Annotated in this window: 19 protein-coding genes; 4 read left to right on the top strand and 15 right to left on the bottom strand. The window is 60.3% G+C overall.

Annotation, left to right across the window (positions count from 1 at the left end; genetic code table 11):
- Positions 1 to 8: 8 nt before the first annotated feature.
- Both BFQ04_RS02660 and BFQ04_RS02665 read right to left on the bottom strand, forming a co-directional pair.
- Positions 9 to 302: a fructose-bisphosphate aldolase gene (locus tag BFQ04_RS02660; protein WP_065949467.1), complete on the bottom strand. Its 294-nt coding sequence runs from the start codon at positions 300 to 302 to the stop codon at positions 9 to 11.
- A gap of 486 nt (positions 303 to 788) precedes the next feature.
- Positions 789 to 1454 carry a polysaccharide lyase family 7 protein gene (locus tag BFQ04_RS02665; protein WP_065885408.1) on the bottom strand — a complete coding sequence of 222 codons (666 nt, stop codon included), beginning with the start codon at positions 1452 to 1454 and terminating at the stop codon, positions 789 to 791.
- Between the two features lie 312 nt (positions 1455 to 1766).
- Between BFQ04_RS02665 and BFQ04_RS02670 the strand changes: the two genes are divergently transcribed.
- Genes BFQ04_RS02670 through BFQ04_RS02680 form a run of 3 tightly spaced genes read left to right on the top strand, consistent with a single transcriptional unit; the run spans position 1767 to position 4729 of the window.
- Positions 1767 to 3872: a putative bifunctional diguanylate cyclase/phosphodiesterase gene (locus BFQ04_RS02670; protein ID WP_065949468.1), complete on the top strand. Its 2106-nt coding sequence runs from the start codon at positions 1767 to 1769 to the stop codon at positions 3870 to 3872.
- A 42-nt stretch (positions 3873 to 3914) separates the two neighbouring features.
- A complete protein-coding gene (locus BFQ04_RS02675) occupies positions 3915 to 4430 on the top strand; it encodes a M48 metallopeptidase family protein (protein ID WP_065949469.1) in 516 nt (171 codons plus the stop codon).
- Positions 4431 to 4432: 2 nt separating this feature from the next.
- Positions 4433 to 4729, top strand: coding sequence for a winged helix-turn-helix domain-containing protein (locus BFQ04_RS02680; RefSeq protein ID WP_065949470.1), 297 nt, complete (start codon positions 4433 to 4435; stop codon positions 4727 to 4729).
- A 106-nt stretch (positions 4730 to 4835) separates the two neighbouring features.
- Here BFQ04_RS02680 and BFQ04_RS02685 read toward each other — a convergent pair whose 3' ends face one another.
- Positions 4836 to 5288 (bottom strand): GNAT family N-acetyltransferase, encoded by a 453-nt coding sequence (locus BFQ04_RS02685; RefSeq protein WP_065949471.1) that lies wholly within the window; start codon positions 5286 to 5288, stop codon positions 4836 to 4838.
- Positions 5289 to 5487: 199 nt separating this feature from the next.
- Here BFQ04_RS02685 and BFQ04_RS02690 point away from each other — a divergent pair, with 199 nt between their 5' ends.
- Positions 5488 to 6225 carry a substrate-binding periplasmic protein gene (locus tag BFQ04_RS02690; RefSeq protein WP_065949472.1) on the top strand — a complete coding sequence of 246 codons (738 nt, stop codon included), beginning with the start codon at positions 5488 to 5490 and terminating at the stop codon, positions 6223 to 6225.
- A gap of 95 nt (positions 6226 to 6320) precedes the next feature.
- Here BFQ04_RS02690 and yccS read toward each other — a convergent pair whose 3' ends face one another.
- The 12 genes from yccS to betI all read right to left on the bottom strand — a co-directional run bounded on the left by yccS (position 6321) and on the right by betI (position 23770).
- Complete coding sequence (yccS, locus tag BFQ04_RS02695) at positions 6321 to 8504, bottom strand: YccS family putative transporter (protein ID WP_065949473.1); 2184 nt, start codon at positions 8502 to 8504, stop codon at positions 6321 to 6323.
- Positions 8505 to 8738: 234 nt separating this feature from the next.
- On the bottom strand, positions 8739 to 9917 hold the full coding sequence (locus BFQ04_RS02700; protein ID WP_065949524.1) for an NAD(P)/FAD-dependent oxidoreductase: 1179 nt from the start codon (positions 9915 to 9917) through the stop codon (positions 8739 to 8741).
- Positions 9918 to 10078: 161 nt separating this feature from the next.
- Positions 10079 to 11416, bottom strand: a complete 1338-nt coding sequence (gene dbpA, locus BFQ04_RS02705) for an ATP-dependent RNA helicase DbpA (protein ID WP_240995367.1) — start codon at positions 11414 to 11416, stop codon at positions 10079 to 10081.
- 198 nt (positions 11417 to 11614) lie between these two features.
- The gene (mdtD, locus tag BFQ04_RS02710) at positions 11615 to 13042 is read right to left on the bottom strand and encodes a multidrug transporter subunit MdtD (RefSeq protein WP_065949474.1); all 1428 of its coding nucleotides are present in this window, start codon (positions 13040 to 13042) and stop codon (positions 11615 to 11617) included.
- Positions 13043 to 13077: 35 nt separating this feature from the next.
- On the bottom strand, positions 13078 to 13968 hold the full coding sequence (locus BFQ04_RS02715; protein ID WP_065949475.1) for an alpha/beta fold hydrolase: 891 nt from the start codon (positions 13966 to 13968) through the stop codon (positions 13078 to 13080).
- A 259-nt stretch (positions 13969 to 14227) separates the two neighbouring features.
- Positions 14228 to 14968, bottom strand: coding sequence for a hypothetical protein (locus BFQ04_RS02720; protein WP_139111890.1), 741 nt, complete (start codon positions 14966 to 14968; stop codon positions 14228 to 14230).
- Positions 14969 to 15044: 76 nt separating this feature from the next.
- Positions 15045 to 16544, bottom strand: coding sequence for a hypothetical protein (locus tag BFQ04_RS02725; protein ID WP_139111891.1), 1500 nt, complete (start codon positions 16542 to 16544; stop codon positions 15045 to 15047).
- A 245-nt stretch (positions 16545 to 16789) separates the two neighbouring features.
- Positions 16790 to 18106 (bottom strand): TldD/PmbA family protein, encoded by a 1317-nt coding sequence (locus BFQ04_RS02730; protein ID WP_065949478.1) that lies wholly within the window; start codon positions 18104 to 18106, stop codon positions 16790 to 16792.
- Positions 18106 to 19548, bottom strand: coding sequence for a TldD/PmbA family protein (locus BFQ04_RS02735; protein WP_065949479.1), 1443 nt, complete (start codon positions 19546 to 19548; stop codon positions 18106 to 18108). The genes BFQ04_RS02730 and BFQ04_RS02735 overlap by 1 nt, the downstream gene beginning before the upstream one ends.
- Before the next feature lie 212 nt (positions 19549 to 19760).
- Positions 19761 to 21464 carry a choline dehydrogenase gene (betA, locus tag BFQ04_RS02740; protein WP_065949480.1) on the bottom strand — a complete coding sequence of 568 codons (1704 nt, stop codon included), beginning with the start codon at positions 21462 to 21464 and terminating at the stop codon, positions 19761 to 19763.
- A 129-nt stretch (positions 21465 to 21593) separates the two neighbouring features.
- Positions 21594 to 23066 carry a betaine-aldehyde dehydrogenase gene (gene betB / locus BFQ04_RS02745; RefSeq protein ID WP_065949481.1) on the bottom strand — a complete coding sequence of 491 codons (1473 nt, stop codon included), beginning with the start codon at positions 23064 to 23066 and terminating at the stop codon, positions 21594 to 21596.
- Between the two features lie 110 nt (positions 23067 to 23176).
- A complete protein-coding gene (gene betI, locus BFQ04_RS02750; RefSeq protein WP_010207128.1) occupies positions 23177 to 23770 on the bottom strand; it encodes a transcriptional regulator BetI in 594 nt (197 codons plus the stop codon).
- Positions 23771 to 24122: the final 352 nt, after the last annotated feature.

A 24122-nucleotide genomic window follows, 5' to 3' on the forward strand; every position in this document is an offset into this window, starting at 1 on the left:
GGTTTTGATCAGGCGGCGTGGGGCGTATCGAAACCACGGTGTTCGATCACGCGGAACACATCACTGACATCCTGCACCAGAATGCGCGCGGTATTGGCCACATGGTTCAGGTCGCGCTCGGCGAAGTCCGGCAAGCTGGAGCAGGCCATGAGGTTGAGGTGTTCGAGGGCAGCGTTGAGGCGTTCGCGCAGGCAGGCGTGGAGGTCTAGCAGGGGGGCGTTGCTGTCGATCAAGAGAACGGGCGAATCGGTCGCGGACTCAGTGCAGGGATAAAAACGGCGGGGCGGAAGTTGGTTGTTCATGGCAAATCCTTAACTCGAAAGAAGAATAGCCACCGTTTGCTGCGAAACAAATTGGGTGGCAGCTGTACGCGGGTTCGCAGACCGAGGAGTTAAGACCCGGCAGACCCGAAGGTCTCCCACGCACAGCCGCCATAACAAAGACGACCTTCGGCTGGGAGCCTGGGCTGTTTTTGACGGGTGCGGAATTAACTCTGTAGGGCTGCGAAACCCTGTCACCGATCAATGCCAGCGACGGAGCGAACTATAAGCGGCCATCTGTCTGGCCGCAACGGTGCTGTAGGACGAACACCAGCCCCTCAGGCCAGGCAGGACAACTGTGGGAGGGGGCTTGCCCCCGATTGCGGTGTGTCAGCATGCACAGTCGGCGGCTGGCCCTCCGCTATCGGGGGCAAGCCCCCTCCCACAGGTGGACTGCAGTGGGTTCAAGGGCTGGGAACGGTCCCTGGGTTTATCGGACCTTGCCTACATAAGCTGGGCCGATCCGTTTTACTCGTGATCAATATCCAACTTGGCAAACGTCACCCGTGCGCCTTCCTTGCTGTCCCCGCTGTTGTCCTGCACATAGACCCCCGCCTTGAAGTACAGCGGTTTGTCGCCCCAGGCAGCGCCGATGCGATCATTCCACTCGCTGTCGGCCGCGTTCACGCTGAGCAACCCGGCCTTGTTGAGATTGATCACATAGGTAAAGCTCTTCTCCAGGGGTACGTTGGAGGCGACCGTGATAACCCTGCTTTCGGATTCATCCGGGCGCATGCGCACTTTGGCGACGATGTTGCCGGTCTGGGTTTTTTCCTTGAATTGGTACTCCAGCTTGATCAGTGGTTTCTGGCTGTCATAGGCATGGATCTGGCCGATCACGACCTTGCCGCTGGACGGCACCTGGTTGACGGTGAGCGTGGCGCGCAGGAAGTTGTCGGCCTCGGGGTAGGTCCAGTTGCGCAGGCGCCCGTCGGCGTAGGTTTCGCGCAGTTCGCTGCGCGGGTAGATGGCGTTTTCGGTGCGGGTGCCGGTAACGGGAGTCCAGAACTGCACATCGCTGCCTTCGGCCTGGAAGTACTGGTCATTGAAGCCGCTGAGCAGCTTCGGGGTTTCGATGGTCGTGGGCGGGGAGCCGACCGGAATGCTCAGGTTCCAGGTGGAAAGGTCGATCATGGTGTTGGCCTTTTGACGAGGGGTGAACGCTTTAGCCCGAGGGCTGCACAGGTTCTTTATAGGTGGTGTTAACCAAGTTGTTAAACACTGGCTGGCAATTTATTGGCGTCAGAGGAATGCCAAAAAGCCATGTTGCCCACGGTACGCGGGCTGCAGGGCCTTACCGTTAGTCGGCTTCCCGGGCTTTGGTGCGATGATGGCATCGACGTGACTTCTGCTTTTTTATAACCGGGGCTAGAGTGAGGCCTCATTATTTGTCCGGTTTTAAGTACCCGAAGTGACCGGTGCAGTTCCTTAAGGAAGAGACGTAGCATGGATTGCGCTCCAAACCTCGGCGACGGTCATTCAGTTCTCCTGGTGGTCGATGACTACCCGGAAAATCTTCTCAGCATCTGTGCCGTGTTGCAGCGCGAAGACTGGCAGGTGATTACCGCAACTTCCGGTTTGCAAGCCCTGGAATTGCTGCTGGTGCATGACGTCGATCTGGTGTTGCTGGACGTGCGGATGCCCGGTATGGATGGCTTCGAGGTGGCGCGCCTGATGCGCGGCAGCCAGCGCACGAGCATGACGCCGATCATCTTTCTGTCGGCCGATGCGCAGTCTCACGACGCGGTGCTCCAGGGCTATGCCAGCGGTGCGATCGACTACCTGTTCAAGCCCTTCGACCCGCATGTGCTCAAGCCCAAAGTGCAGGCGCTGCTGGAACATCAGCGTAATCGCCGTGCCCTGCAGCGCTTGAGCCATGACCTGGAGGTCGCCCGCGCCTTCAATGCCTCGGTATTGGACAACGCCGCCGAAGGGATTCTGGTGGTGGGCGAGGGCAGTGTGATCCAGTACGCCAACCCGGCTATCTCCAGGCTGCTCAATGCCACGATGGCCGAGTTGCAGGGCGAGAGTTTCCTGAGTTTCCTGCAAAAGCCCCATGTGCCGGCCTGGTTGGGGTTCCCGATGTACGAGGCCTACTGCAAAGGCCAAACGTGGCGCTTGCACGACGCCATTTTGCGCACCAGTCGCGGGCAACAGGTGCCGGTGGCGTTGTCCTGCGCACCCTTGCCCGCAGAGCAGAAGGCAATGGTCGTGACGGTGCTGGACATGTCCGAGGTGCGCCACCTGCACCAGCAGTTGGAGTTCCAGGCGGTGACTGACCCGTTGACCGGGCTGCTCAATCGTCGAGGCTTCTACCAGACGGTGGAGAACATGTTGTCGCGCAGCGAGCGCAATGAGCAGTCGCTGGTGTTGCTGTACCTGGACCTGGATGGCTTCAAGCGAGTCAATGACACCCTGGGCCACGACGCCGGTGATCGCGTGCTGCGCTGGGTTTCCGAGCAGATGCAGGCGTGCTTGCGCTCCTACGACATTCTTGGGCGCATGGGCGGGGATGAGTTCACGGCATTGCTGGAGCTGGAATTCCCGGAGCAGGCGGCGAAAATTGCGGAAAAACTGATCGAAAGGGTGTCTGTGTGCCAGCAGGTCGACGGTCTGGAAGTGATGCTCGGCGTCAGCATCGGTATCGCGACCTTTCCGGACTGCGGCTCGGACCTGAGCGGCCTGTTGCGCGCGGCGGACGTCGCCATGTACGAAGCCAAGCGCGCTGGTCGTCAGCAATATCGCTATTACGACCAGGAAATGAACGGTCGAGCCCGCTCACGGCTGATGCTTGAAGACAGTGTGCGCACCGCGATTCAAAACAAGGATTTTGTCCTGGTGTACCAGCCTCAGGTGTCGCTGGTGGATGGGCGCTTGCGGGGTGTCGAGGCACTGCTGCGCTGGCAGCACCCGAGCGTCGGTGACGTGCCGCCGGGTTTGTTCCTGCCCTTGCTGGAAGAGGCGCGGCTGATCAGCCAGTTGAGCAGCTGGATTTACCAGCAGGTCGCCGCCCAGTGCCAGGTCTGGCAAGCGTCTTTCGATGATGAGCTGGTGTTGAGCGTGAGCCTGAGCAGCAGCCAGTTCAATACGCCTAACCTGGTCAGCCAACTGCGGCAGGTCCTCGAACGTCACGGTTTGCACGGGCGGCAACTGGAGGTGGAAATCAGTGAGGACTGCCTGATGAGTAACCTTGAGGAATCGACCAAGCAACTCAAATTGTTGCGTGAGCTTGGGGTGCGTATCGCCCTGGATGACTTTGGCGCGGGTCGCTGTTCCCTGGCCCATCTGCGCGACCTGGCGTTCGACACCCTCAAGCTTGACCCGCAATTGGTGGCCCGTTTGCCAGGCTCTGCGCGGGACGCTGCAATGGCGCGCAGCATCATCGAGCTGTGCGGGCATTTTGAGGTGCTGGTGATCGCCGAAGGCGTGGAAACCCTTGAGCAGGCGCAGTGGCTCAAGGCCAATGGTTGTTCATTCATCCAGGGCACCTGGGCGGCGGCGCCGCTGATGGCCGAGGACGTTGTCGGTTGGTCGCACCCTCACGCGCTGTGAATTCGCTACACTGGCGGCCGTCCGAATCACATTGCAGCCCCCATGACCGCGTTGAAATACCTTCAGGCCTATCCCGCCTTCCTTCAGGAACACGTGCGCCAATTGATCGCCAAGGACCAGTTGGGCGCCTACCTGGAGCAGCGGTACCCCGAGCGCCATGGCGTGCAGAGCGACAAGGCCCTGTATAGCTACGCCCTGGCCTTGAAGCAGGAACATCTGCGCAATGCACCGTCGATCGACAAGGTGCTGTTCGATAACCGCCTGGACCTGACCCACCGCGCCCTGGGTTTGCACACCACGATTTCCCGGGTGCAGGGCGGCAATCTGAAGTCCAAGAAAGAGATCCGCATCGCCTCGCTGTTCAAGGAGGCGGCCCCCGAGTTTCTGCGCATGATCGTGGTGCATGAACTGGCGCACTTCAAGGAATCGGACCACAACAAGGCGTTCTATAAACTCTGTGAACACATGATGCCGGGCTACCATCAGGTGGAATTCGACCTGCGGGTGTACCTCACCTGGCGCGATTTGCAGGGCAAGCCCCAAGCACAAGGCGATTGACCATGGATGTGAGCAAGACCAAGAGCAGCTTTTACCGTCGCCTGTATGTGGCGTACCTGATCGACAGCGGGCTGGCCAGCAGCGTCCCGGCGCTGACTGAAGCGACCGGTATGCCCCGGCGCACGGCGCAGGACACGATTGCGGCGTTGGCTGACCTGGATATTGTGTGTGAGTTCGAGCAGGAAGAGGGTGCGCGCAATCACGCCGGGGGTTATCGGATTCGTGAGTGGGGGGCGATTGATCGGGGGTGGATCGAGGCCAATCTTGCGGCGATCAAGCAGGTGTTGGGTTATCCCTGAGGCAGGGGCTGGCTGGACTGGCGACATCGGGGGCAAGCCCCCTCCCACATTTTGACGGTGTTCACAAATCAACAGTGCGGGAGGGGGCTTGCCCCCGATGAGGCCCTCAAGCCCGGCGCATACCAATATGTGGAATATCGTCCTCCAGATATTCCTCACCCTCCACCACAAACCCATACCGCCCGTAATACCCCTGCAAATGCGCCTGGGCCGACAAAAATACCGGCGTGTCCGGCCAAATTTTTTCAACCTGCCCAAGTGCCTCGATCATCATCAAATGCCCCAGCCCGGTGCCGCGCGCCGACGGCGCAACGATCACCCGGCCAATCACCACATCGCCGCCCTGTGACTCCGGGTCCAGCAGCCGCAGATAGGCCACCAGCTCATCCTCTTTCCAGGCCATCAGGTGGCGGGTATCGCCGGACAGGTCCTGCCCGTCGATGTCCTGGTAAACACACTGTTGCTCAACCACGAACACCTCGCTGCGCAGGCGCAGGATGGCGTACAGCTGTTCCTTGCCCAGATCGTCGTGATGCTTGCAGACCCAATCAACCGTCATGATGTGCGCTCTTGTCGAAGGCTTGGCAGGGATAGTAAGTGCGATGGGCGCGGCTGTCCAAAAGCGGCCATTTTGTGAATGGCGTCAATTTGCCATCATTCAGTGCATGCATGCCTGACTTCTTTGTGTAATAAGCAATGCAGGCTCATTGATGAGCTACTGTTATCAGGCCATCGCCTGCCCGCCAAGGATTTTAAGCATGCCGCGATTGTCTCGTGCCGTTGCTTTGATTGCAGTGTTGTTGCTGGCTCAACCGGTATTGGCGCAGCGTTTGCGCCTGGTGGCGGACGGTTGGCCTCCGTTTACCGATGTCACGCTGGTCAACGGTGGGCTGGCTACGGATATTGTCAGCACCGCGCTGGCTCGGGCCGGGTACGCGAGTGATTTTGAGCAGGTGCCTTGGGCGCGCGCGCTCAAGGGGATAGGCGATGGGCGCTACGATGTGCTGATCAACGCCTGGTACAACGATGACCGCACGCAGTTGGGTGAGTTTTCCGCGCAATATCTGGTCAACCGTGTGCGCTTTATCAAGCGCCGCGACGACCCTGTCGATTATCAGGACTTGCAACAGTTGCACGGCGAAAGCATCGCCGTGGTGCGTGGTTACGCCTATTCGGCGGCGTTCGACCAGGATGCGCAGTTACAGAAAGTGCCGGTGCATAACTTTGCCATGGCCGTGCGGATGCTGGCGGCAAAACGTGTGCGCCTGACCGTGGAGGATGAGTTCGTGGCGCGCTACTACCTGGCACGCGAGTCGCCCAGGGTGCGCAGCGCCGTGGAATTCATGGGCGAGCCGCTGAGCGAGAACAGCCTGCATATCCTGGTCAGCCTGAAGAACCCCGAGCATGCGCAGATCGTGGCCGGCTTTGATCGGGAGATCGCCAGGATGAAGGCGGATGGCAGTTATGCGAAGTTGATGAGGGCCCATGGGATGTAGCGCCTGTGCGGGCCTCATCGGGGGCAAGCCCCCTCCCACATTTGACTGTGTTCACCACTCAAAAGTGTGGGAGGGGGCTTGCCCCCGATAGCGGTTTAAGCGGCGCGGGTATCTTTGATCAGGTGCGTCGCCAACGTACGCAACGGCCCCAACTGCCGACAAATCAAGGCCAATTGCGTCTGCACCAGGCGCTGCCCCTCGTCGATCTCATCCGGCATCTGCTCAAGCTGCGCGGCCATTGCTTCCTCGTCATCGCTCTGGATCGCAATCGGCTGTTTGTTCGCCAACCCCGTGGCTATCTCATCAATGCTCGCCGCCAGGCTGTTGCCCGCGCCTTCGATCAACTGCTGGCGCACGTCGGCCGGCAGTTGGGTGTCGCGATGCGCGCCAAGGCCCGACAAATAGCTGAGCAGGGTGTGCGACAGCACCAGGAAGCGGAAGCCTACGTCGGCCTCCTTACGAAAGTGCCCAGGCTCCATCAGCATATTCGCCAGGGTGGTGGACAGCGCCGCATCGGCGTTGTGTGCGTTGCGACGGGCCAGGCGGTAAGCCAGGTCGTCGCTCTTGCCGGCGGCGTATTGCTGCATGATCTGGCGCAGGTAGATGCTGTTGCAGGTCAGGGTGTTGGCCAGCACTTTGTTCAGGCGTCGGCCTTGCCAGTCCGGCAGGAACAGGAACACCGCCAGGCCCGCGATCAGGCTGCCGAGCAAGGTATCGAACAGGCGTGGCAGGAACAGTCCGTAGCCATCGCCCACCTGGTTGAAACAGAACAGCACCATCAGGGTGATCGCCGCCGTGGCCAGGGTGTAGCGCGTGGTGCGGTTGATAAAGAACACCAGGCCGGCGGCGATGGCGAACATTGACTGCACCACCGGGCTCGGGAACAGGTCGAACAGCGCCCAGGCCACGGTCAGGCCGATGGCGGTGCCGATGATCCGCTGGCCGAGCTTGCGGCGCGTCGCACCGTAGTTGGGTTGGCAGACAAACAGCGTGGTGAGGATGATCCAGTAACCCTGGGAGGCGTGGATGGCATGCAGGGTGGCGTAGCCGACGGTCAATGCCAGGGACAGGCGCAAGGCATGGCGAAACAGCAGCGAGGTGGGCGTGAGCTGGGTGCGCAGGCGCGTCCACATTTCCTTGAGGTTGCGTGGGGCGCGGTCCAGCAGGTTGCTGTCGGTGGCGTCGGCCAGGGCGTCGGGGTTGCTTGCGTCGCCGAGCAGACGGTCGAGGGTCGACAGGTTGGCGGCCAGGGCGCGCAACGAGCGCAGCAAGCCGCGCCAGGCCGGGTTGCTCTGGATGCGCAGGTGTTCCAGGGAGGCGTTCAAATCGCCCAGGGCTTCGGCAAAACTGTCGTCATAAATAAACGGCTGGCGCAGTTGGATCGACTCGGCCAGGGCCTGGCAGGCCTTGCCTTGCTGGCGCAGCAGGCGCTGGCAGCGGAACAGCACGTCGCTGTGGAAAAACGCTTCGGCCAGCGCGTTATAAGGGTAGTGGGAGGAACTGGCGCGCTCGTGGATGTCCTGGGCCAGGAAGTACAGCTTCAGGTAGCGGCTGACCTTCGAGCCCGGCCGGCCATTGCCGACGCGGTGCAGGATGATTTCCTTGGCCGCGTTCAACGCTGCGACCACCCGGCCATTCTGCTGGGCCAGCTCCAGGCGGCGTGCTTCCACATCCAGTTGGCGGATCGGCTCGAACAATGACGATTTGAGCTTCAGATAACGCCCCAGCTCGCGGAACAACCGCGCCAGGCTCTGCTGCACCGGCTGGTTGGAAAACAGCGCCTGCCACAGCACCGACAGCACGCCGTACCAGGCCGCGCCCGCTACCAGCAGCAACGGCTCGTGCCAGAAATCACTGACGGCACCGCCGCGCTGGTCCACGCCGATCATGGTGTAGACCGACAGGATCAAGGTCGCCGAGGCAATCGCGCCATAGCGTTCGCCGAGCGCGCCGAGCATGGTCAGGCCGAACGTGGCCAGGGCCAGGGAGGCCGCGAAAATCCAGGGGTAGGGAAACAACAGCTCCACCGACAGCGCGGCGATGCTGAAACACACCAGCGTCACCGCCAGGGCGTTGAGACGGCCTTGCCAACTGTCATCGGTCTCGGCCAGGGCGCTGGCGATAATCCCCAGGAACAGCGGGATCAACAATGTCATTTCATCCTGATACCAGCACAGCGCCATGCTGCCGGTCAGGGCGATGAACACCCGAATGCTGTAGCTGAATTTATCTAGTGCCCACAGGCGCCGCAGGGACTGCTTGAACGAGGTCGATGACATGAAGTCTGGAGTCTTCCGGGACGTTGTCGCTAAATTGAGCTATCAAGGACGCCACGGCAAGGGTGGTGATCACATCCAACAGAAAATTATTCCCGCACACCCATTCTCAATGTGGAATGCAGTCAATGTGGGAGGGGGCTTGCCCCCGATAGCAGTATGTCAGCCGGCCCATCAGTTGACTGAGACACCGCCATCGGGGGCAAGCCCCCTCCCACATTTGACCGAGTACACCCTTCAGACATATTGCGCGGCTGCGTAACCCGATGCCCACGCCCACTGAAAGTTGAACCCACCCAGGTGGCCGGTCACATCCAGCACTTCGCCGATAAAGTACAACCCTGGGCTTTTCAGCGATTCCATGGTCTTGGACGACACTTCCCGCGTATCGACCCCACCTAATGTTACCTCGGCCGTGCGATAGCCCTCGGTGCCCGCCGGTACCAGTTGCCAGTTGCCGAGCTTCTCGGCGATCTCGGCGATTTCGGCATGGGTGTACTGCTTCATCGGCTTGGACGCGAACCAGGTGTCCGCCAGCAGGTTGGCCATCTTCTTGGTGAAGATCTCGCCCAGCAGTGTCTTCAACTCGCTGTTGGGACGCTCGGCCTGTTGCTGTTGCAGCCACGCGTGGGCGTCGTGGTCGGGCAGCAGGTTGATGTGGACCGTGTCGCCGGGTTCCCAGTAGGAGGAAACCTGCAGGATCGCCGGCCCGCTCAGGCCACGGTGGGTGAACAGAATGTTCTCGCGAAAGCTCTGGCCGTTGCAGCTGACCAGGCAATCCACCGAGGTGCCGGACAGCTCGCCGCACAGGTCCTTGAGCTGGTCGGTGATGGTGAACGGCACCAACCCCGCGCGGGTCGGCAGCAGTTCATGGCCGAATTGCCTGGCCACTTGATAACCGAAACCGGTGGCGCCCAGGGTCGGTATCGACAAGCCGCCGGTGGCAATCACCAGTGACTCGCAGTGCAGCTCGCCCAAGGTGGTGTGCAACTGATAGCCGCTGTCGAGCCTGGCGATTGCCTGGATGGACGTGTCCAGGTGCAGGCTCACGCCGGTCTGGATGCATTCATCGAGGAGCATGCCGAGGATGTCGCTGGACTTGTTATCGCAGAACAGCTGGCCGAGTTTCTTTTCGTGGTACGGCACGCCGTGCTTGGCCACCAAGCCGATGAAATCCCACTGGGTGTAGCGCGCCAGGGCCGACTTGCAGAAGTGCGCGTTGTGCGAGAGGAAGTTGGCCGGCTCGGTGTACAGATTGGTGAAGTTGCAGCGGCCACCGCCGGACATCAGGATCTTTTTGCCGGCCTTGTTCGCATGGTCGATCAGCATCACCTTGCGCCCGCGCCCGGCGGCGGTCAGTGCGCACATCAAGCCGGCGGCGCCGGCGCCAATGATCACAACTTCGGTCGAGCGCAAAACCATGTCCTCATACAAATATTCAGCTGAAATGTCATCAAAACTGTGGGAGGGCGCTTGCCCCCGATGGCGGTGTATCAGTAACAGATGGACTGACTGACACACCGCCATCGGGGGCAAGCCCCCTCCCACATTGGATCTTCATTGGATCAACGGTCGTGTTACAGGATACGCACGCGCAACGAACGGCCTTTGATCTTGCCGTCGTTCAAACGCTGCAGCGCCTGCTTGGCGATGCCGCGTTCCACGGCCACGAAGGCCTGGAAGTCAAAGATCGCGATCTTGCCGACCTGGGCACCCGGGATGCCGGCGTCACCCGTCAGCGCGCCGAGGATGTCGCCTGGGCGAACCTTGTCCTTGCGGCCGGCAGCGATGCACAGCGTGCTCATCACCGGCAGCAGCGGGCCACCGCTCTGCGGCTTGAGGTTGTCCAGTTGATCCCAGTTCAGCGGCGACTTCTGCAGTTGCTCGATGGCCTGGGCGCGGTGCGCTTCGGACGGCGCCACCAGGCTGATGGCGAGGCCGGTCTCACCCGCGCGACCGGTACGGCCAACACGGTGAATGTGGATTTCCGAGTCGCGGGCCAGTTCGACGTTGATCACCATGTCCAGCGAGTCGATGTCCAGGCCACGGGCGGCCACGTCGGTGGCCACCAGCACCGAGGTGCTGCGGTTGGCGAACATGGCCAGTACCTGGTCACGGTCGCGTTGCTCCAGGTCACCGTGCAGGCCGACGGCGGAAATGCCCTTGGACGTCAGGTGATCCACGGTTTCCTGCACTTGCTGCTTGGTAAAGCAGAACGCCACGCACGACGCCGGGCGGAAATGCGCCAGCACCTTGGTCACGGCGTCCATGCGCTCTTCCGGCGAGATCTCGTAGAACCGCTGTTCGATCTGATCGTCGGAGTGGAACGCTTCGGCCTTCACTTGCTGCGGCGCGCGCATGAACTTGGAGGCCAGTTGCTTGATGCTCACCGGGTAGGTGGCCGAGAACAGCAGGGTCTGGCGGCGTGCCGGGGTCTTGCTGATGATGTCTTCGATGGCGTCGTAGAAACCCATGTCGAGCATGCGGTCGGCTTCGTCGAGGATCAGCGTGTTCAAGCCGTCCAGTACCAGCGAACCTTTGCGCAGGTGCTGCTGGATGCGGCCCGGGGTGCCGACGATCACGTGGGCACCGTGCTCAAGGGAGGCGATCTGCGGGCCGAGGGACACGCCGCCGCACAGGGTCAGCACCTTGATGTTGTCTTCGGCGCGGGCCAGGCGACGGATTTCCTTGGCCACCTGGTCGGCCAGCTCGCGGGTCGGGCACATCACCAGGGCCTGGCACCCGAAATAGCGCGGGTTGATCGGGTTCAGCAGGCCGATACCGAAGGCGGCGGTCTTGCCGCTGCCGGTCTTGGCCTGGGCAATCAGGTCCAGCCCCTTGAGGATCACCGGCAAGCTCTGCGCCTGGATCTGCGTCATCTCGACATAACCCAGCGAGTCGAGGTTAGCCAGCATGGCGGCGGACAGGGGCAAAGTATTAAAAGCGGTGGCGATGGTGGTCACGGGACTGGCTCTGCAAAACAAAATGTCGCGCAGTGTAGCAGGCCCCCTTGGGTTTCTTTGTATGTTCTCGACGAGGCGTAGGGGGCCAGCGGCAAGTTATCAGCCGCAAGCCGCAAGCTTGAAGCTTACAACGTGAAGCTTGCCACTGCTTCAATGCTCCAGGTCATGCTCGCGGCTGATCACGCGTTTACCGTCTTTTGGCGACAGTTGCAGGAAGATCGCCGCCGCCAGCATGGCCATGATGCCCACGGTGAGGAACGTCAGCTGGAACGCGCCGAGCACCGTGTTCACCCCATCGTTGCCGGTCTCCAGGGTGAACCCGCCGAGCAGGGCACCGGCGCAGGCCACGCCCAGGCTCAGGGACAGTTGTGCCACCACCGACAGCAAACTGTTGCCGCTGCTGGCCTGGGCGTCGTCGAGGTCGATCAGGGTGACGGTGTTCATCGCCGTGAATTGCAGGGAGTTGATTGCGCCGAGCACCGCCAGCATCCCCAGCAGCAGCGGATAAGGGGTTTGCTCGCTGACCAGGCCCATGCTCGCCAGCATGGCGCCCAGGGCCAGGGTGTTGCCGGTGAGCACCACGCGATAACCCAGGCGCTCGATCAGCGGCCGGGCGATGGACTTGGCAAACATCGCCGCCGCCGCCAGCGGCAGCATGCTCATGCCGGCTTGTGACGGCGAATAACCCAGCGCCACCTGCAACAGCAGCGGCACCAGGAACGGCAGCGCACCGCTGCCCAGGCGGGCGAACAGGTTACCGAGGATGCCCACGGCAAAGGTGCGGGTCTTGAACAGCACCGGCGAGAACAGTGCGTTGTCGATATGCCCGGCGCGCAGCCAATACGCCGCCAGGCACGCCAGCCCGCCGAACAGCAGCAACATCACCCGCAGGTGCGGCAGGTGCAGTTCGCCCAGGCCCTCCATGGCGATGGTGATCAGCACCATCGCCGCGCCGAACAGCAGGAAGCCGAGGCTATCGAAGCGCGTGCGCTCGCTGCCGCGCAGGTCGGGGATGAACTTCCACACCGCGTAGCAGCCGATCATGCCCACCGGCAGGTTGATCAGGAAGATCCAGTGCCAGGTCAGGTATTGCACCATCCAGCCGCCCAGGGTCGGGCCGAGCAGCGGGCCGAGCAGTCCGGGGATGGTAATGAAACCCATGATGCGCACCAGCTCGGAACGCGGATAGGCGCGCAGTACCACCAGGCGCCCGACCGGCAGCATCAGCGCACCCCCCAGGCCCTGGATCACCCGTGCACCCACCAGCATGCTCAAGCTGCTGGACAAGGCGCACAACAATGAGCCGATGCTGAACAGCAGGATCGCGCCAAAGAAGATTTTCTTGGTGCCGAAGCGGTCGGCGATCCAGCCCGATGCGGGGATCAGCAAGGCGACGGTGAGCATGTAGGCAATCACCACGCCCTGCATGCGCAGCGGGTTTTCCGCCAGGTCCCGGGCCATGGCCGGCAGCGCCGTGTTGAGGATCGTCCCGTCCAGCGACTGCATGAAGAAGGCAATCGCGACCACCCAGGGCAGCCAGCGGGCGGTCTTGGCGTCGAGAGGGGCACGATTCGGCATGGGAACCCTTTTGTTAGCAGGCTATGTGTCGGCGATTATGCGCCATTCGTCGCCGTTTTTCCCACTAGCGGTTCGTCTATATCCGACAACGCGGCGTGCTCGCCCACCAGAAAATCCAGCAAGGCACGATGCACCGCCAGCGCCGCCTCGCGTGATTCCAGGTCGAGCAAATGGCCGGTGTGTTCGGCCACGGCGAAACTGCTGCGTCCCACGTAATCGCCGAACAACCGGGCTTCGGCGGCAGGGGTGTATTCGTCCAGCGTACCGTTGATAAAGTGCACCGGCGTGTCAATTTGCCGGAGTGCGGGCAAATAGTTGCCATCGCCCAGTGCCAAGACCTGGTGGATATGAAAACGCGCCTGGCGATATTCGGTGGTGGCCATGGTCGACAGGTGGCGGTGGTTGTTGCGCTTGAGGCGCGGCGACAGGTATTTGCCGACTGTCTCGTTGAGCAGGTGGCCCACGGCGGATTTGTCATCGGCCTCGATCAGTACGCGTACACGCTCCACATACTCAAGCATCGCCTGGTTGAGGTTGGGCGCCAGGGCCATCACCACCGAGCTTTCGATGGACGGTGGGTTATGCGCCAGGGTCAGCAATGTGGAGATGCCACCCCAGGAGGCCGAGACCAGATGGTTGACCGCAAAACGCTCCACCAGCGCCCGCAATATCTGTACTTCGTCGTCCTTGGTCACCAGTTCCAGGTCGGTGTTGTATTCACGCGAGTAGCCGGAGAAAGGCAGGTCGAACAGCAGTACATTGAAATGCTCGGCCAGGCATTTGCTGGTGCGGGCAAAGGAGCGGGTGGTGGACAGTGCACCGTTGACCATCAACACGGTTTTTCTTTCCGGGTTGTTACCGAGCTGCTCTACGTGAACGTTGTAGTGCTTGAACGGCCTTTCAATGACAAAACTTCCATGGTTCATGTCAACGCTCCAGCTTGCCGTTTACCTGGCAAGGTCATGCATCACGTGCGGGCACGCGGGTGGGGTGGCGGGATGCCATTAGTCGTTATAACGAGGTTTTTTGCACGCGACAACTAACGGTGCATTCAAAACGGTCAGTTGGGTATTGGCGGCAGGAAGAGGTGAAAAGCTTGGTTGGTAAAGCGCAATGCCCCAAGGAGCAGGGGCATTGGCTTTGGCAGCGTCTTTTTTTGGGGCAACGTGTGAAAAAAGCGGATGTTCAATCCAGGACCAATACGTCAGGTGCTTTTTCCCATGTTGAGCCAGCCAGCACCCTTTTAATACTCCACAGGTCTATATGAGCGTCGACGACAGCGACCGAATGGACGGAATCGGCAAGTGTACCTATCGCGCCGTTTTTCAATTCCTCAACAGTCCCCCTGCGCATATGGTTTTTTAGCCCCAGGCGGGTGAGTGCTTCGCCAGGGTGTTCGCCGTCATTTAATGTACGCATGGCGGCTTCAAAACTTTGCTTGGCCCTGCCGTCATTGTTTTCGTTTTGCGCTCGCTTTGCACTGGCGGCATACAAAAAAATGGCATGTCGCAAGACCTTACCCTTGCCGGCGAAGCCTGCACTGTCCATGGCCTGCCCCAATTCTTCATGAGTGAGGAAGACCTTTACGCCGTCTCTCATGGTGATGTCGAATCCCTCATCTGATCGGATTATGTTCTTGTAAATACCTTCTGGGTGATTGCCGTATTTGGCCATCGCCGCTTTGATTGCAGAAACGGTGACGCAGTTGCCTTCGCTCACCTGAAAGAAATCCTTCCATATGTTTTTCGGTCGAATACCCGAAACAGTAGTGGAACGCACGTTTGGTGGCGGTTTTCCTTCCGTGTAGCCCGGATTGAATACACCGTTTTCTATATGGCGGTCGTTTATCCTGTGATTATCATAAGGTGTGGAGAAAGTTGCAGCAGGGTATAGAGCTGTTCCGATGTGCATAGGTAGGCCGTTCATCAGGTGATTATCATGGGGAAGAAACTATGGCGGTGGTGCGCTTGAGGTGCAGGATTATAATAATGCCGGGTCGTTGTTACACGAGTTGATAGCCTTGTTTTTGCGTGGCGCCATCCTCCGAGTGGTATTGACCTTCTTTGGCGAGTGCGCCGTCCTTAAATAGGCCGCCGGCATTACCGGCACTTAACAATACCATGCCATCGGCATCGCCGGCCCGTTCTACGTATTTGATAGAGTGGGTGACACCCATACCTTCCAAAACGCTTTTTACTGTTCGGCCCGTCAGGTTGCGTTCCAGCGCTGCCTCGAAACTGAGGCCAAAGCCAGGTTCTGGAGGTTGAAGTTGTTGGCGTTTAATGTACGCGGCAAAAATGAAATTTGCATCTTGGAGCAACCCATCATCATTGCCCGTGAATCGCGAGTTATCTTCTGCCAGCTCAAGTTCGTCCCGCGACAGTTTTACCTCAACGCCGTCTCTGAAGGTGATGGCGTAAACATTGTCTGCATATTTTACGCTTGAAAAGACATCGGTAGGGCTTTGCCCGAACGTGTTCATTAATAGTTTTATGACATCTGCGTGAGTTGAGGTCTCACCTTCAAACATATAAGGTCTTGTCGTATAGAAGCCCAACATGGGGTCATCCGGTTTTTGTCCATTTCTTTTTTTGGACAGATCCGGGAGTTCGCCAAGTGCCTCAGGATTGCTGTTGGGGAGGGGCTCAAGCGTGAAGGTGCGGGGTTTCGGTGGGGAGCTTGGGGTCACAAGCGGAGGAGGCATAGAGGTATGCGGCTCCTTGAGGACAATAAAGCTTTCTATCCATTTCGGAGCGGATTTCTTCTGGCCGTAGCTGTCCATAAACCCTTCGCTTATCATGCCTCGTCTGTAGGGGAAGGGATTAGTTGCCGGCACGCCTACTTCGTTTTTAACGTCCTGAGACCATACCTGTTTCAATTGTGTGCCAAGCCCCAGGAGTTTCAAGGCTTGATGCCCCTGAGTACCGTAATCAGAGGCTTGCAGCGTCGCGTTGAAGCTGCGTTTTCTGAGGTCATTGGAGTAGTCAATGTGTTGGACGTCATAGTGATAATCAATGTGACGGCGTTTATTCATGACGGCGAATAGAAAGCGTGCATCTTTTAGCATGCCTTCGTCAGTGCCGGAAAACTTGGCATAGTGAGTGGCCAGTGCCAGTTCCTTGTCGGTGATATGAAGTTTGAAGTTGTCCTTCATGGTTATGTTGTATCCATTTTCAGTTCGGGCCACCTCATCAAAGATACCCAGCGGGCTTTGGCCGAGCCCCGACATGGCCGCTTTAATCGGCCCCGCCCAATCATCGTGGTGGTCCCAATGATAAGTGGCATAAAATCCCGTCCACATATCGCGGGGCGGTTCGCCTTTGTCCTTGTTGGACAAAAAATCAATACGCGCTGTATTGTTTGTCTGGGCGTTGGCGATGTGCAACTTCGTAGGTGGAGGAGTGTGAACGTTTGAGTGTGTTGGTTTTGTCGCAGCGTTCCTGTGCTGGTAGCCGAACGCGATAGGTGAATGATGTCCAACGTGTGAATTTATCGAATGCATTTCAACTGTCCCGGTATGAAAGTAAGCCGCTCTTTGTAGGGGCACTACCGTCAGTGGCAATGTCTGACTTTTCCGTTCCTGTCGTTTAGTGGGATGTCTGTGACAAGAGATAATCTTCAATTTTTTTGATGTAGGAGAATTCTCTGCGTAAGCGTTTTTTGCGTATTGTCGAAGAGGGCCGATATCGCGAATGAACAATGGCAGCCGAAGCTGCCACTGTGTCTGGTCGGAGCAGGAGAAAACGTTTAAAGGGTTAAGGTCAGGCGTTTGACCAGAGCGCCGGGCAACAAATTGGAGGATGTATTGCGCTGCCCATAGGTGCTGGCCGACAGCAGCAGTTCCCGTTCAACCGTCAACGCTTCCAGCTGTGAGCCCAGCAGGCTGTACACACTGTCATCAAAGCGCATGGTGCTGACCGGTGCCTTGATCTCGCCGTCTTCCACCCAGAACGTGGCAAAGCGGGTCATGCCGGTCAGGCGCGCCGCCGGCAGGTCGGAATAGTTCAGGTACCACAGGTTGCTGATGTACAACCCGGTGCCCAATTGCTTGAGGATATCGGCCTGTGCCAGGTTGCCGGCGGCCATCTGCAGGGCGCTGGGGGACTCGTCGCTGCCGGCGCCGTTGGCACTGAGGCTATATTCGGCAGCGCTGCGCGAGTTGACCAGTTGACCGTCGGCGCGGCCCGTATTGATCAACCTGACATCGCTGCGTGGGTAGCCTTCCGGGGAAAAGGCCTGGCTCAGTGAGCCGCTGATCTGCTCGCTGACTGTCACCAGCGGGCTCAGGTGTTGTTCGCCGGCATACAGGCGTTGCAACGAGCTGCCTTTGCTGGCGATGGCCTGGGCGGAAAAACCGCCCCAGGTAACGATGCTGATGATCTCTTCGAGTGCCGCCGGAGCGAGGTAGGCGCGGTACTGTCCGGGCGCCAAGGGGTGCAGCGGTCGGCCCAGGAAATGGAGCTGGTCGCGGGCCTGTTGGACGCGCCGGGCGAACTCGGTACTGTCCCAGGTGTGCCCGGCGTAGCTGGCCTTGACCGCTTCGCCATTGGCGTGGAACAGGCTGAAGTCGAAGTTGAAGCTATTGGCCTGGTGCCAGCCGAACGCGCCGTCGGAGCTGGCGAAGCCACGGGTGATGGGACCGGCGGCATAGAACCCGACCAGGTCCACACCTTCGGCGGCCTGGCTGATGTCTTGCAGCACCTGGGCCAGCTCCGGCAGAGGCCGCAATTGTTCGTTGTGGCTGTGCCAGGCGTTGTGGTTCAGCAACAAATACGGGTCCGGTGGCAGCAACGGCAAGGTTTCACGCAGCTGCTGCAGGCCATCGGCCAGTCGCTGGCGATCCAGATCCGGTTCGCCGGACAGGGTGATGCCCAAGTCGGCGTGGCGACCATCGTTGATCAGCTTGAGGTTCAGGCTGGCCTGTTGCACCTGGCCGGCCTGGCGCACCTGTGCGTGGTTGAAACGCACGAATGCTGACGATTCATCCGCATAGCCGAGGTGAAATTGCTCCTTGTCGGTGATGGCCTGCTTGAGCCAGTCCACCAGTGCCTTGAAATTATTCATCAGGCGTCTCCCCCGAATACATCGACGTTACTGAATACACAGGCCGGTGAGGCATGGCCCACACGGATCACCTGGTTGGGCTCGCCCTTGCCGCAGTTCGGCGTGCCCAATACCTTGAAGGTGCTGGCATCGCCGACCGCGCTGAGGTTGCGCCAGAACTGTGCGGAAATGGCGCGGTAGTTGGGGTTCTTCACCACACCCTTGAGTTCGCCGTTTTCGATCAACTGGCCCCACTCACACCCGAACTGGAACTTGTTGCGCGCATCGTCGATGGACCACGAACGGTTGGTGCTCATCAGGATGCCGTTTTCAATACCGCCCACCAGTTGCGCGAGGTTTTTATCGCCGGGCTCGATATTCAAGTTGGCCATGCGATCAATGGGCGGGCGGTTCCAGCCGCAAGCGCGGCTGTTGGCGACGCCTGGCAGGTTGGCGCGAAATTGCGACAATGCGCCGCCCAGCGGCTTGAGCAGCAGACCTTCGCGGATCAGGAACTGCTTGCTGGCGCGGGTGCCGTCATCGTCATGGCTGTAGCTGGCAAGCTGTTCGGGGATGTCCGGGTCGAACGTCACGTTGAGCAGCGGTGAACCGTATTGCAGGTGGCCGAAGTCGCTGGCCTTCACAAAGCTGGTGCCGGCGTAGTTGCGTTCGTCGCCGAGGATGCGGTCCAGCTCCAGCGGATGGCCGATGGACTCGTGGATCTGCAGGATCATCTGGTCGGGCATCAGCAGCAGGTCACGCGGACCCTGGGGCGTGTTCGGTGCCAGCAGCAGTTGCAGGGCCTCGTCGGCCACGCGCGGCGCGGCGCCGATCAGGCCGAAGCGGCTGATCACGTCAAATCCGCCTTGCTGGCCGAAGTTGCTGCCGCCGAGGGTGCGGGTCTGGCTGTCGTTGCCATCAAAGGCCGTGACATTGACGCCGGGGAACACAAAGCGCTGAGCCTGGCGCAATTGGGCGCCGGCCGTGTTGAGGTAGATCTGTTCGACAGTGGTCTGGCCCAGACTCACGTCCCAGCTCACCAGGCGCTCATCCCTGGGCACGGCAGCCGACTCATCGCCGAGCAGTTGGTAGCAGTCGCTCAGGGAGGGGAAGGGCCGGTCGAAGTCGGGCGAGAGGTAGTCGGCAACGTCACTGGAGACCGATTGCTCGCGCAGGTCGAGCAGGGCGTGGGGCAGGATCTGCCGGGCTTGCTGTTCGGCGCGCTCGAGAGCCGCCTGCAGGCCGGCCAGGGAAATATCGTTGGTCGCGGCGTAGGCTTCCACGCCGTTGAGGCGCACGGTGAGCATGGCGCCTTCGTCATGGCTCAGGTGGGGCGGTTCGGCGACGTTCTTGCGTACCGACAGGTACCGGCCGGATTCGCGGACATAGCGCAGGGAGAAGAATTGGGCGTTGGTGCGCAGGGCACTGAAGTGTTTCTTGAGCGTGGCGTGGTGTTCGAACATGGGGCCTTCCTTGTGGGCGGCTCAGCGCGGGCAGGCCAACAGAGTAGGCCGGGGCTGGGAGCTGATCAAGGGAGGTGGTTGTGTGTTGTTTGTTCGGGCCTCATCGGGGGCAAGCCCCCTCCCACATTTGACTGTATTTACATATCTGAATGTGTGAATACAGTCAGTGTGGGAGGGGGCTTGCCCCCGATGCAGGCACCGCGGTGTATCAGTTACTGCGCAGTCGGCCCGACTTCACGCATCGGCTTGCTACGCACCGGCGCATCGCCGGCCACGTAGTAGTCGGCGGTGCTGCGCGGCAGTGGCTGGCGGCCACGGATCTTGTCGGCGATTTTCTCGGCGATCATGATCGTTGGTGCGTTCAGGTTGCCGGTGGTGATGATCGGCATGATCGACGCATCCACCACACGTAGGCCCTGCATGCCATGCACACGGCCTTCGTTATCCACTACCGCCATCTCGTCGGTGCCCATCTTGCACGAGCAGGACGGGTGGAACGCGGTTTCGGCGTGCTCGCGGATGAACTGGTCCAACTGCTCATCGGTTTGCACTTCAATACCTGGGCTGATTTCGCGGCCACGGTACGGGTCCAGCGCCGGCTGTTGCATGATTTCACGGGTCAGGCGGATGCCGTCACGGAATTCCTGCCAGTCCTGTTCGGTGGCCATGTAGTTGAAGAGGATGCTCGGGTAGTCCCGTGGGTTCTTCGACTTCAGTTGCACGCGGCCACGGCTCGGCGAACGCATGGAACCCATGTGCGCCTGGAAGCCGTGCTCTTTCACGCCGTTGCTGCCGTTGTAGTTAATGGCGACGGGCAGAAAGTGGTACTGGATGTTCGGCCATTCGAATTCCGGGCGCGAACGGATAAAACCGCCGGCCTCGAACTGGTTGCTGGCGCCGATACCGGTGCCGTTGAACAGCCACTCGGCACCAATGGCCGGCTGGTTGTACCAGAGCAGCGAGGGGTACAGCGACACCGGCTGGGTGCAGGCGTATTGCAGGTACAGCTCAAGGTGATCCTGCAGGTTTTCGCCGACGCCTGGCAGGTCATGGACCACCGGGATGTCGAGGCTTTCCAGCAGCCTGGCCGGGCCGACGCCGGAGCGTTGCAGCAGTTGCGGCGACGCGATTGCGCCGCTGCACACCAGTACTTCTTTACGTGCACGGGCTTCAACACGCTCTTCAGCGGCGCCGATCAGGTAACGCACGCCGACCGCACGCTTGCCTTCAAACAGCACTTTGTCGGTGAGGGCGTGGGTGACGATGGTCAGGGTCGAACGCTTTTTAGCCGTGTCCAGGTAACCGCGCGCGGTGCTGGCGCGACGGCCATTGGGCGTGACGGTACGGTCCATCGGGCCGAAGCCTTCCTGCTGGTAGCCGTTCAAGTCTTCGGTACGCGGGTAACCGGCTTGTACGCCAGCCTCAACCATCGCGTGGAACAGCGGGTTGTTGCCGGCTTTGGGCGTGGTCACGCTGACCGGGCCGTCGCCGCCGTGGTAGTCGTTGGGGCCGATGTCGCGGGTTTCGGCCTTGCGGAAATACGGCAGGCAGTCCAGGTACGTCCAGTCTTCCAGGCCCGGCAGCTTCGACCAGTTGTCGTAGTCCATGGCATTACCACGGATGTAGCACATGCCGTTGATCAGGGAAGAACCCCCCAGGCCCTTGCCGCGACCGCACTCCATGCGGCGACCGTCCATGTGTGGCTCTGGATCGGTCTCGTAGGCCCAGTTGTAGCGGCGGCCTTGCAGCGGGAAGGCCAGGGCGGCCGGCATCTGGGTACGGAAGTCGAGGCGGTAGTCCGGGCCACCGGCTTCCAGCAACAGGACGGTGACGCCTTCGTCTTCGGTCAAACGGGTGGCAAGGGTGTTGCCTGCTGATCCTGCGCCAACAATGATGTAGTCGTATTCTTGAGTCATCTGTACTCCGGGGGAGCTGCACGCTCCAAGCTTCAAGCTGCAAGAAAAAGCAGCGAGCGGTGTGGATGAGAGATGCGGCAAACGCCAACTGCTTTTACTTGCAGCTTGAAGCTTGCCGCTAAAGGCTCATCAGAAGACTGATGCGTACTCACCCAGTTCGACTTGCACGGACTTGATGCGCGTGAAGTTGTTCAGCGAGCTGATCCCGTTCTCACGGCCCACGCCCGATTGCTTGTAGCCGCCGACCGGCATCTTGGCGTCGGACTCGCCCCAGGCGTTGATCCAGCAGATACCCGCTTCCAGTTGATGAATCACGCGGTGGGCGCGGTTCAGGTCCTTGGTAACCAGGCCGGCTGCCAGGCCGAAGTCGGTGTCGTTGGCGCGACGGATCACTTCTTCTTCGGTTTCATAGGTGAGGATGCTCATCACCGGGCCAAAGATTTCTTCACGCACGATGGTCATGTCATCGGTGCAGTCGGTGAACACCGTCGGGGCCACGAAAGCGCCTTTGGCCAGGTCGCCGTCGGTCAGGCGATCGCCGCCGCACAGCAGGCGTGCGCCTTGCTCTTTGCCCTTGGCGATGTAGCCCAGCACGCTTTCCATGTGGGCGAAGCTGACCAGCGGGCCGAAGTTGGTATTGTCGTCCTGCGGGTCGCCCACACGGATGCGCGCAACACGTTCAAGAATCTTGGCTTCGAACGCCGCTTGCAGGTGCTTGGGCACGAACACGCGAGTGCCGTTGGTGCAGACCTGGCCGGAGCTGTAGAAGTTGGCCATCATCGCGATGTCGGCGGCACGATCCAGGTCGGCGTCTTCGAACACGATCAGCGGGGACTTGCCGCCCAGTTCCATGGTCACTTCCTTGAGCGACGAGCTCGAAGCGCTGGCCATGACTTTCTTGCCGGTGTCGGTGCCGCCGGTGAACGAGACTTTCTCGATGCGCGGGTGCTCGGTCAGCCAGGTGCCGACTTCACGGCCGCTGCCGGTCAGTACGTTGAACACACCGGCCGGAACGCCGGCTTCGGTGTAGATCTCGGCCAGTTTCAGGGTGGTCAGCGAGGTGACTTCGCTGGGCTTGAAGATCATCGCGTTACCGGCGGCCAGGGCCGGTGCGGATTTCCACAGGGCGATCTGGATCGGGTAGTTCCACGCGCCGATACCGGCGACCACACCCAGCGGCTCGCGGCGGGTGTAGACGAAGGAGGTATCGCGCAGCGGAATCTGCTCGCCTTCGATGGCCGGCACCAGGCCTGCGTAGTATTCCAGCACGTCGGCGCCGGTGACGATGTCGACGTACTTGGTTTCGGAGAAGGATTTGCCGGTGTCCAGGGTTTCCAGGGCGGCCAGCTCATCGTTGCGCTCGCGCAGGATGTCGACGGCGCGGCGCAGGATGCGCGAACGCTCCATGGCGGTCATCGCAGCCCAGATCTTCTGGCCTTTTTCGGCGCTGACCACGGCACGTTCAACGTCATCGAACGTGGCGCGTTGCACTTGGGCGAGAACTTCACCGTTAGCCGGGTTGATGGCTTCGAAGGTGGCATCGCTGCCAGCGTCGCTGTAGCCGCCGTCAATGTAGAGTTTTTGCAGTTCGAAACGGGCCATAAAGTCCTCGCAAGTGCATAAGTGGTTGGCGTTAACCGCCGAAAAGTGAGCCATATGGGTGTGGCAACACTCTGCGGCAGCAGTTCAGGGGTTGAGCGGTTATGTGTGCTCTAACTCACCTGCTTGGCCAATTGGAAATCCATGTATTCGTAAGCGATCCGCTGCGCCTGTTCCGTGTCGAAAGCGTCTCCCGACAGGGCACCGCGCAACCACAAACCGTCGATCAGGGCTGCCAGGCCTCTGGCTGCTTTGCGTGCGTGCGGCAGCGGCAGCACTCGGCGGAACTGGCAGCACAGGTTGGAATACAGACGTTGATCGTTGATCCGCTGCAACCTGTGCAATGACGGGTGATGCATGCTGGTGGCCCAGAAGGCCAGCCAGGTTTTCATTGCCGGTCCGTTGACCTGGCTGGCGTCGAAGTTGCCCTCGATGATCACCCGAAGGTGCGCCCGTGGGCTGTCGTCCTTCAACGCAAGCCTGCGTTCGTGGACGTTCTCGATCAGCACATTCATCAAGTACCGCATCGTTGCGGCGATCAGGCCGTTCTTGTCCTGAAAGTAGTGACTGATGATGCCGTTCGAGACGCCGGCCAAGCGGGCGATCAGCGCAATGCTCGCATCGCCCATCCCGACCTGATCGATCGCCGTCAGCGTGGCTTCGATCAACTGCTGGCGGCGTATGGGTTGCATACCGACCTTGGGCATGTAGCACCTCTCCTTTGGCCTGCCGACAGGCGATCCACGTCCGTCGGCTTGAGGGCCAGTCTATTTTGTTTTGATTGAACGTTCAATCAACAAAGAATAAGCTCTGCGACAAATGGTCGCTGCCTACAGATATTTCCTACCTGGGAGCCGCGACCTCTGACACCTGCTAAAACCCCTGAAACAGGCCGTATCAGGGCCTGGGCCCCGCTTTGGCGGGGTTCGGGATTTTCGGGATGTCTTTATAACACCCGTCCGTCGACTGCCGAAAAATCGATGTCCCGGGATAACCGTTGCCTTGTGTTTCTCTCTCGCACTGCCCGGAGCATCTGCGCCATGAGTTCTGCCTCTCTTA

It is taken from the genome of Pseudomonas sp. 37 R 15 (genome assembly GCF_900004865.1).
Taxonomy (GTDB): Bacteria; Pseudomonadota; Gammaproteobacteria; order Pseudomonadales; family Pseudomonadaceae; genus Aquipseudomonas; species Aquipseudomonas fluorescens_AM.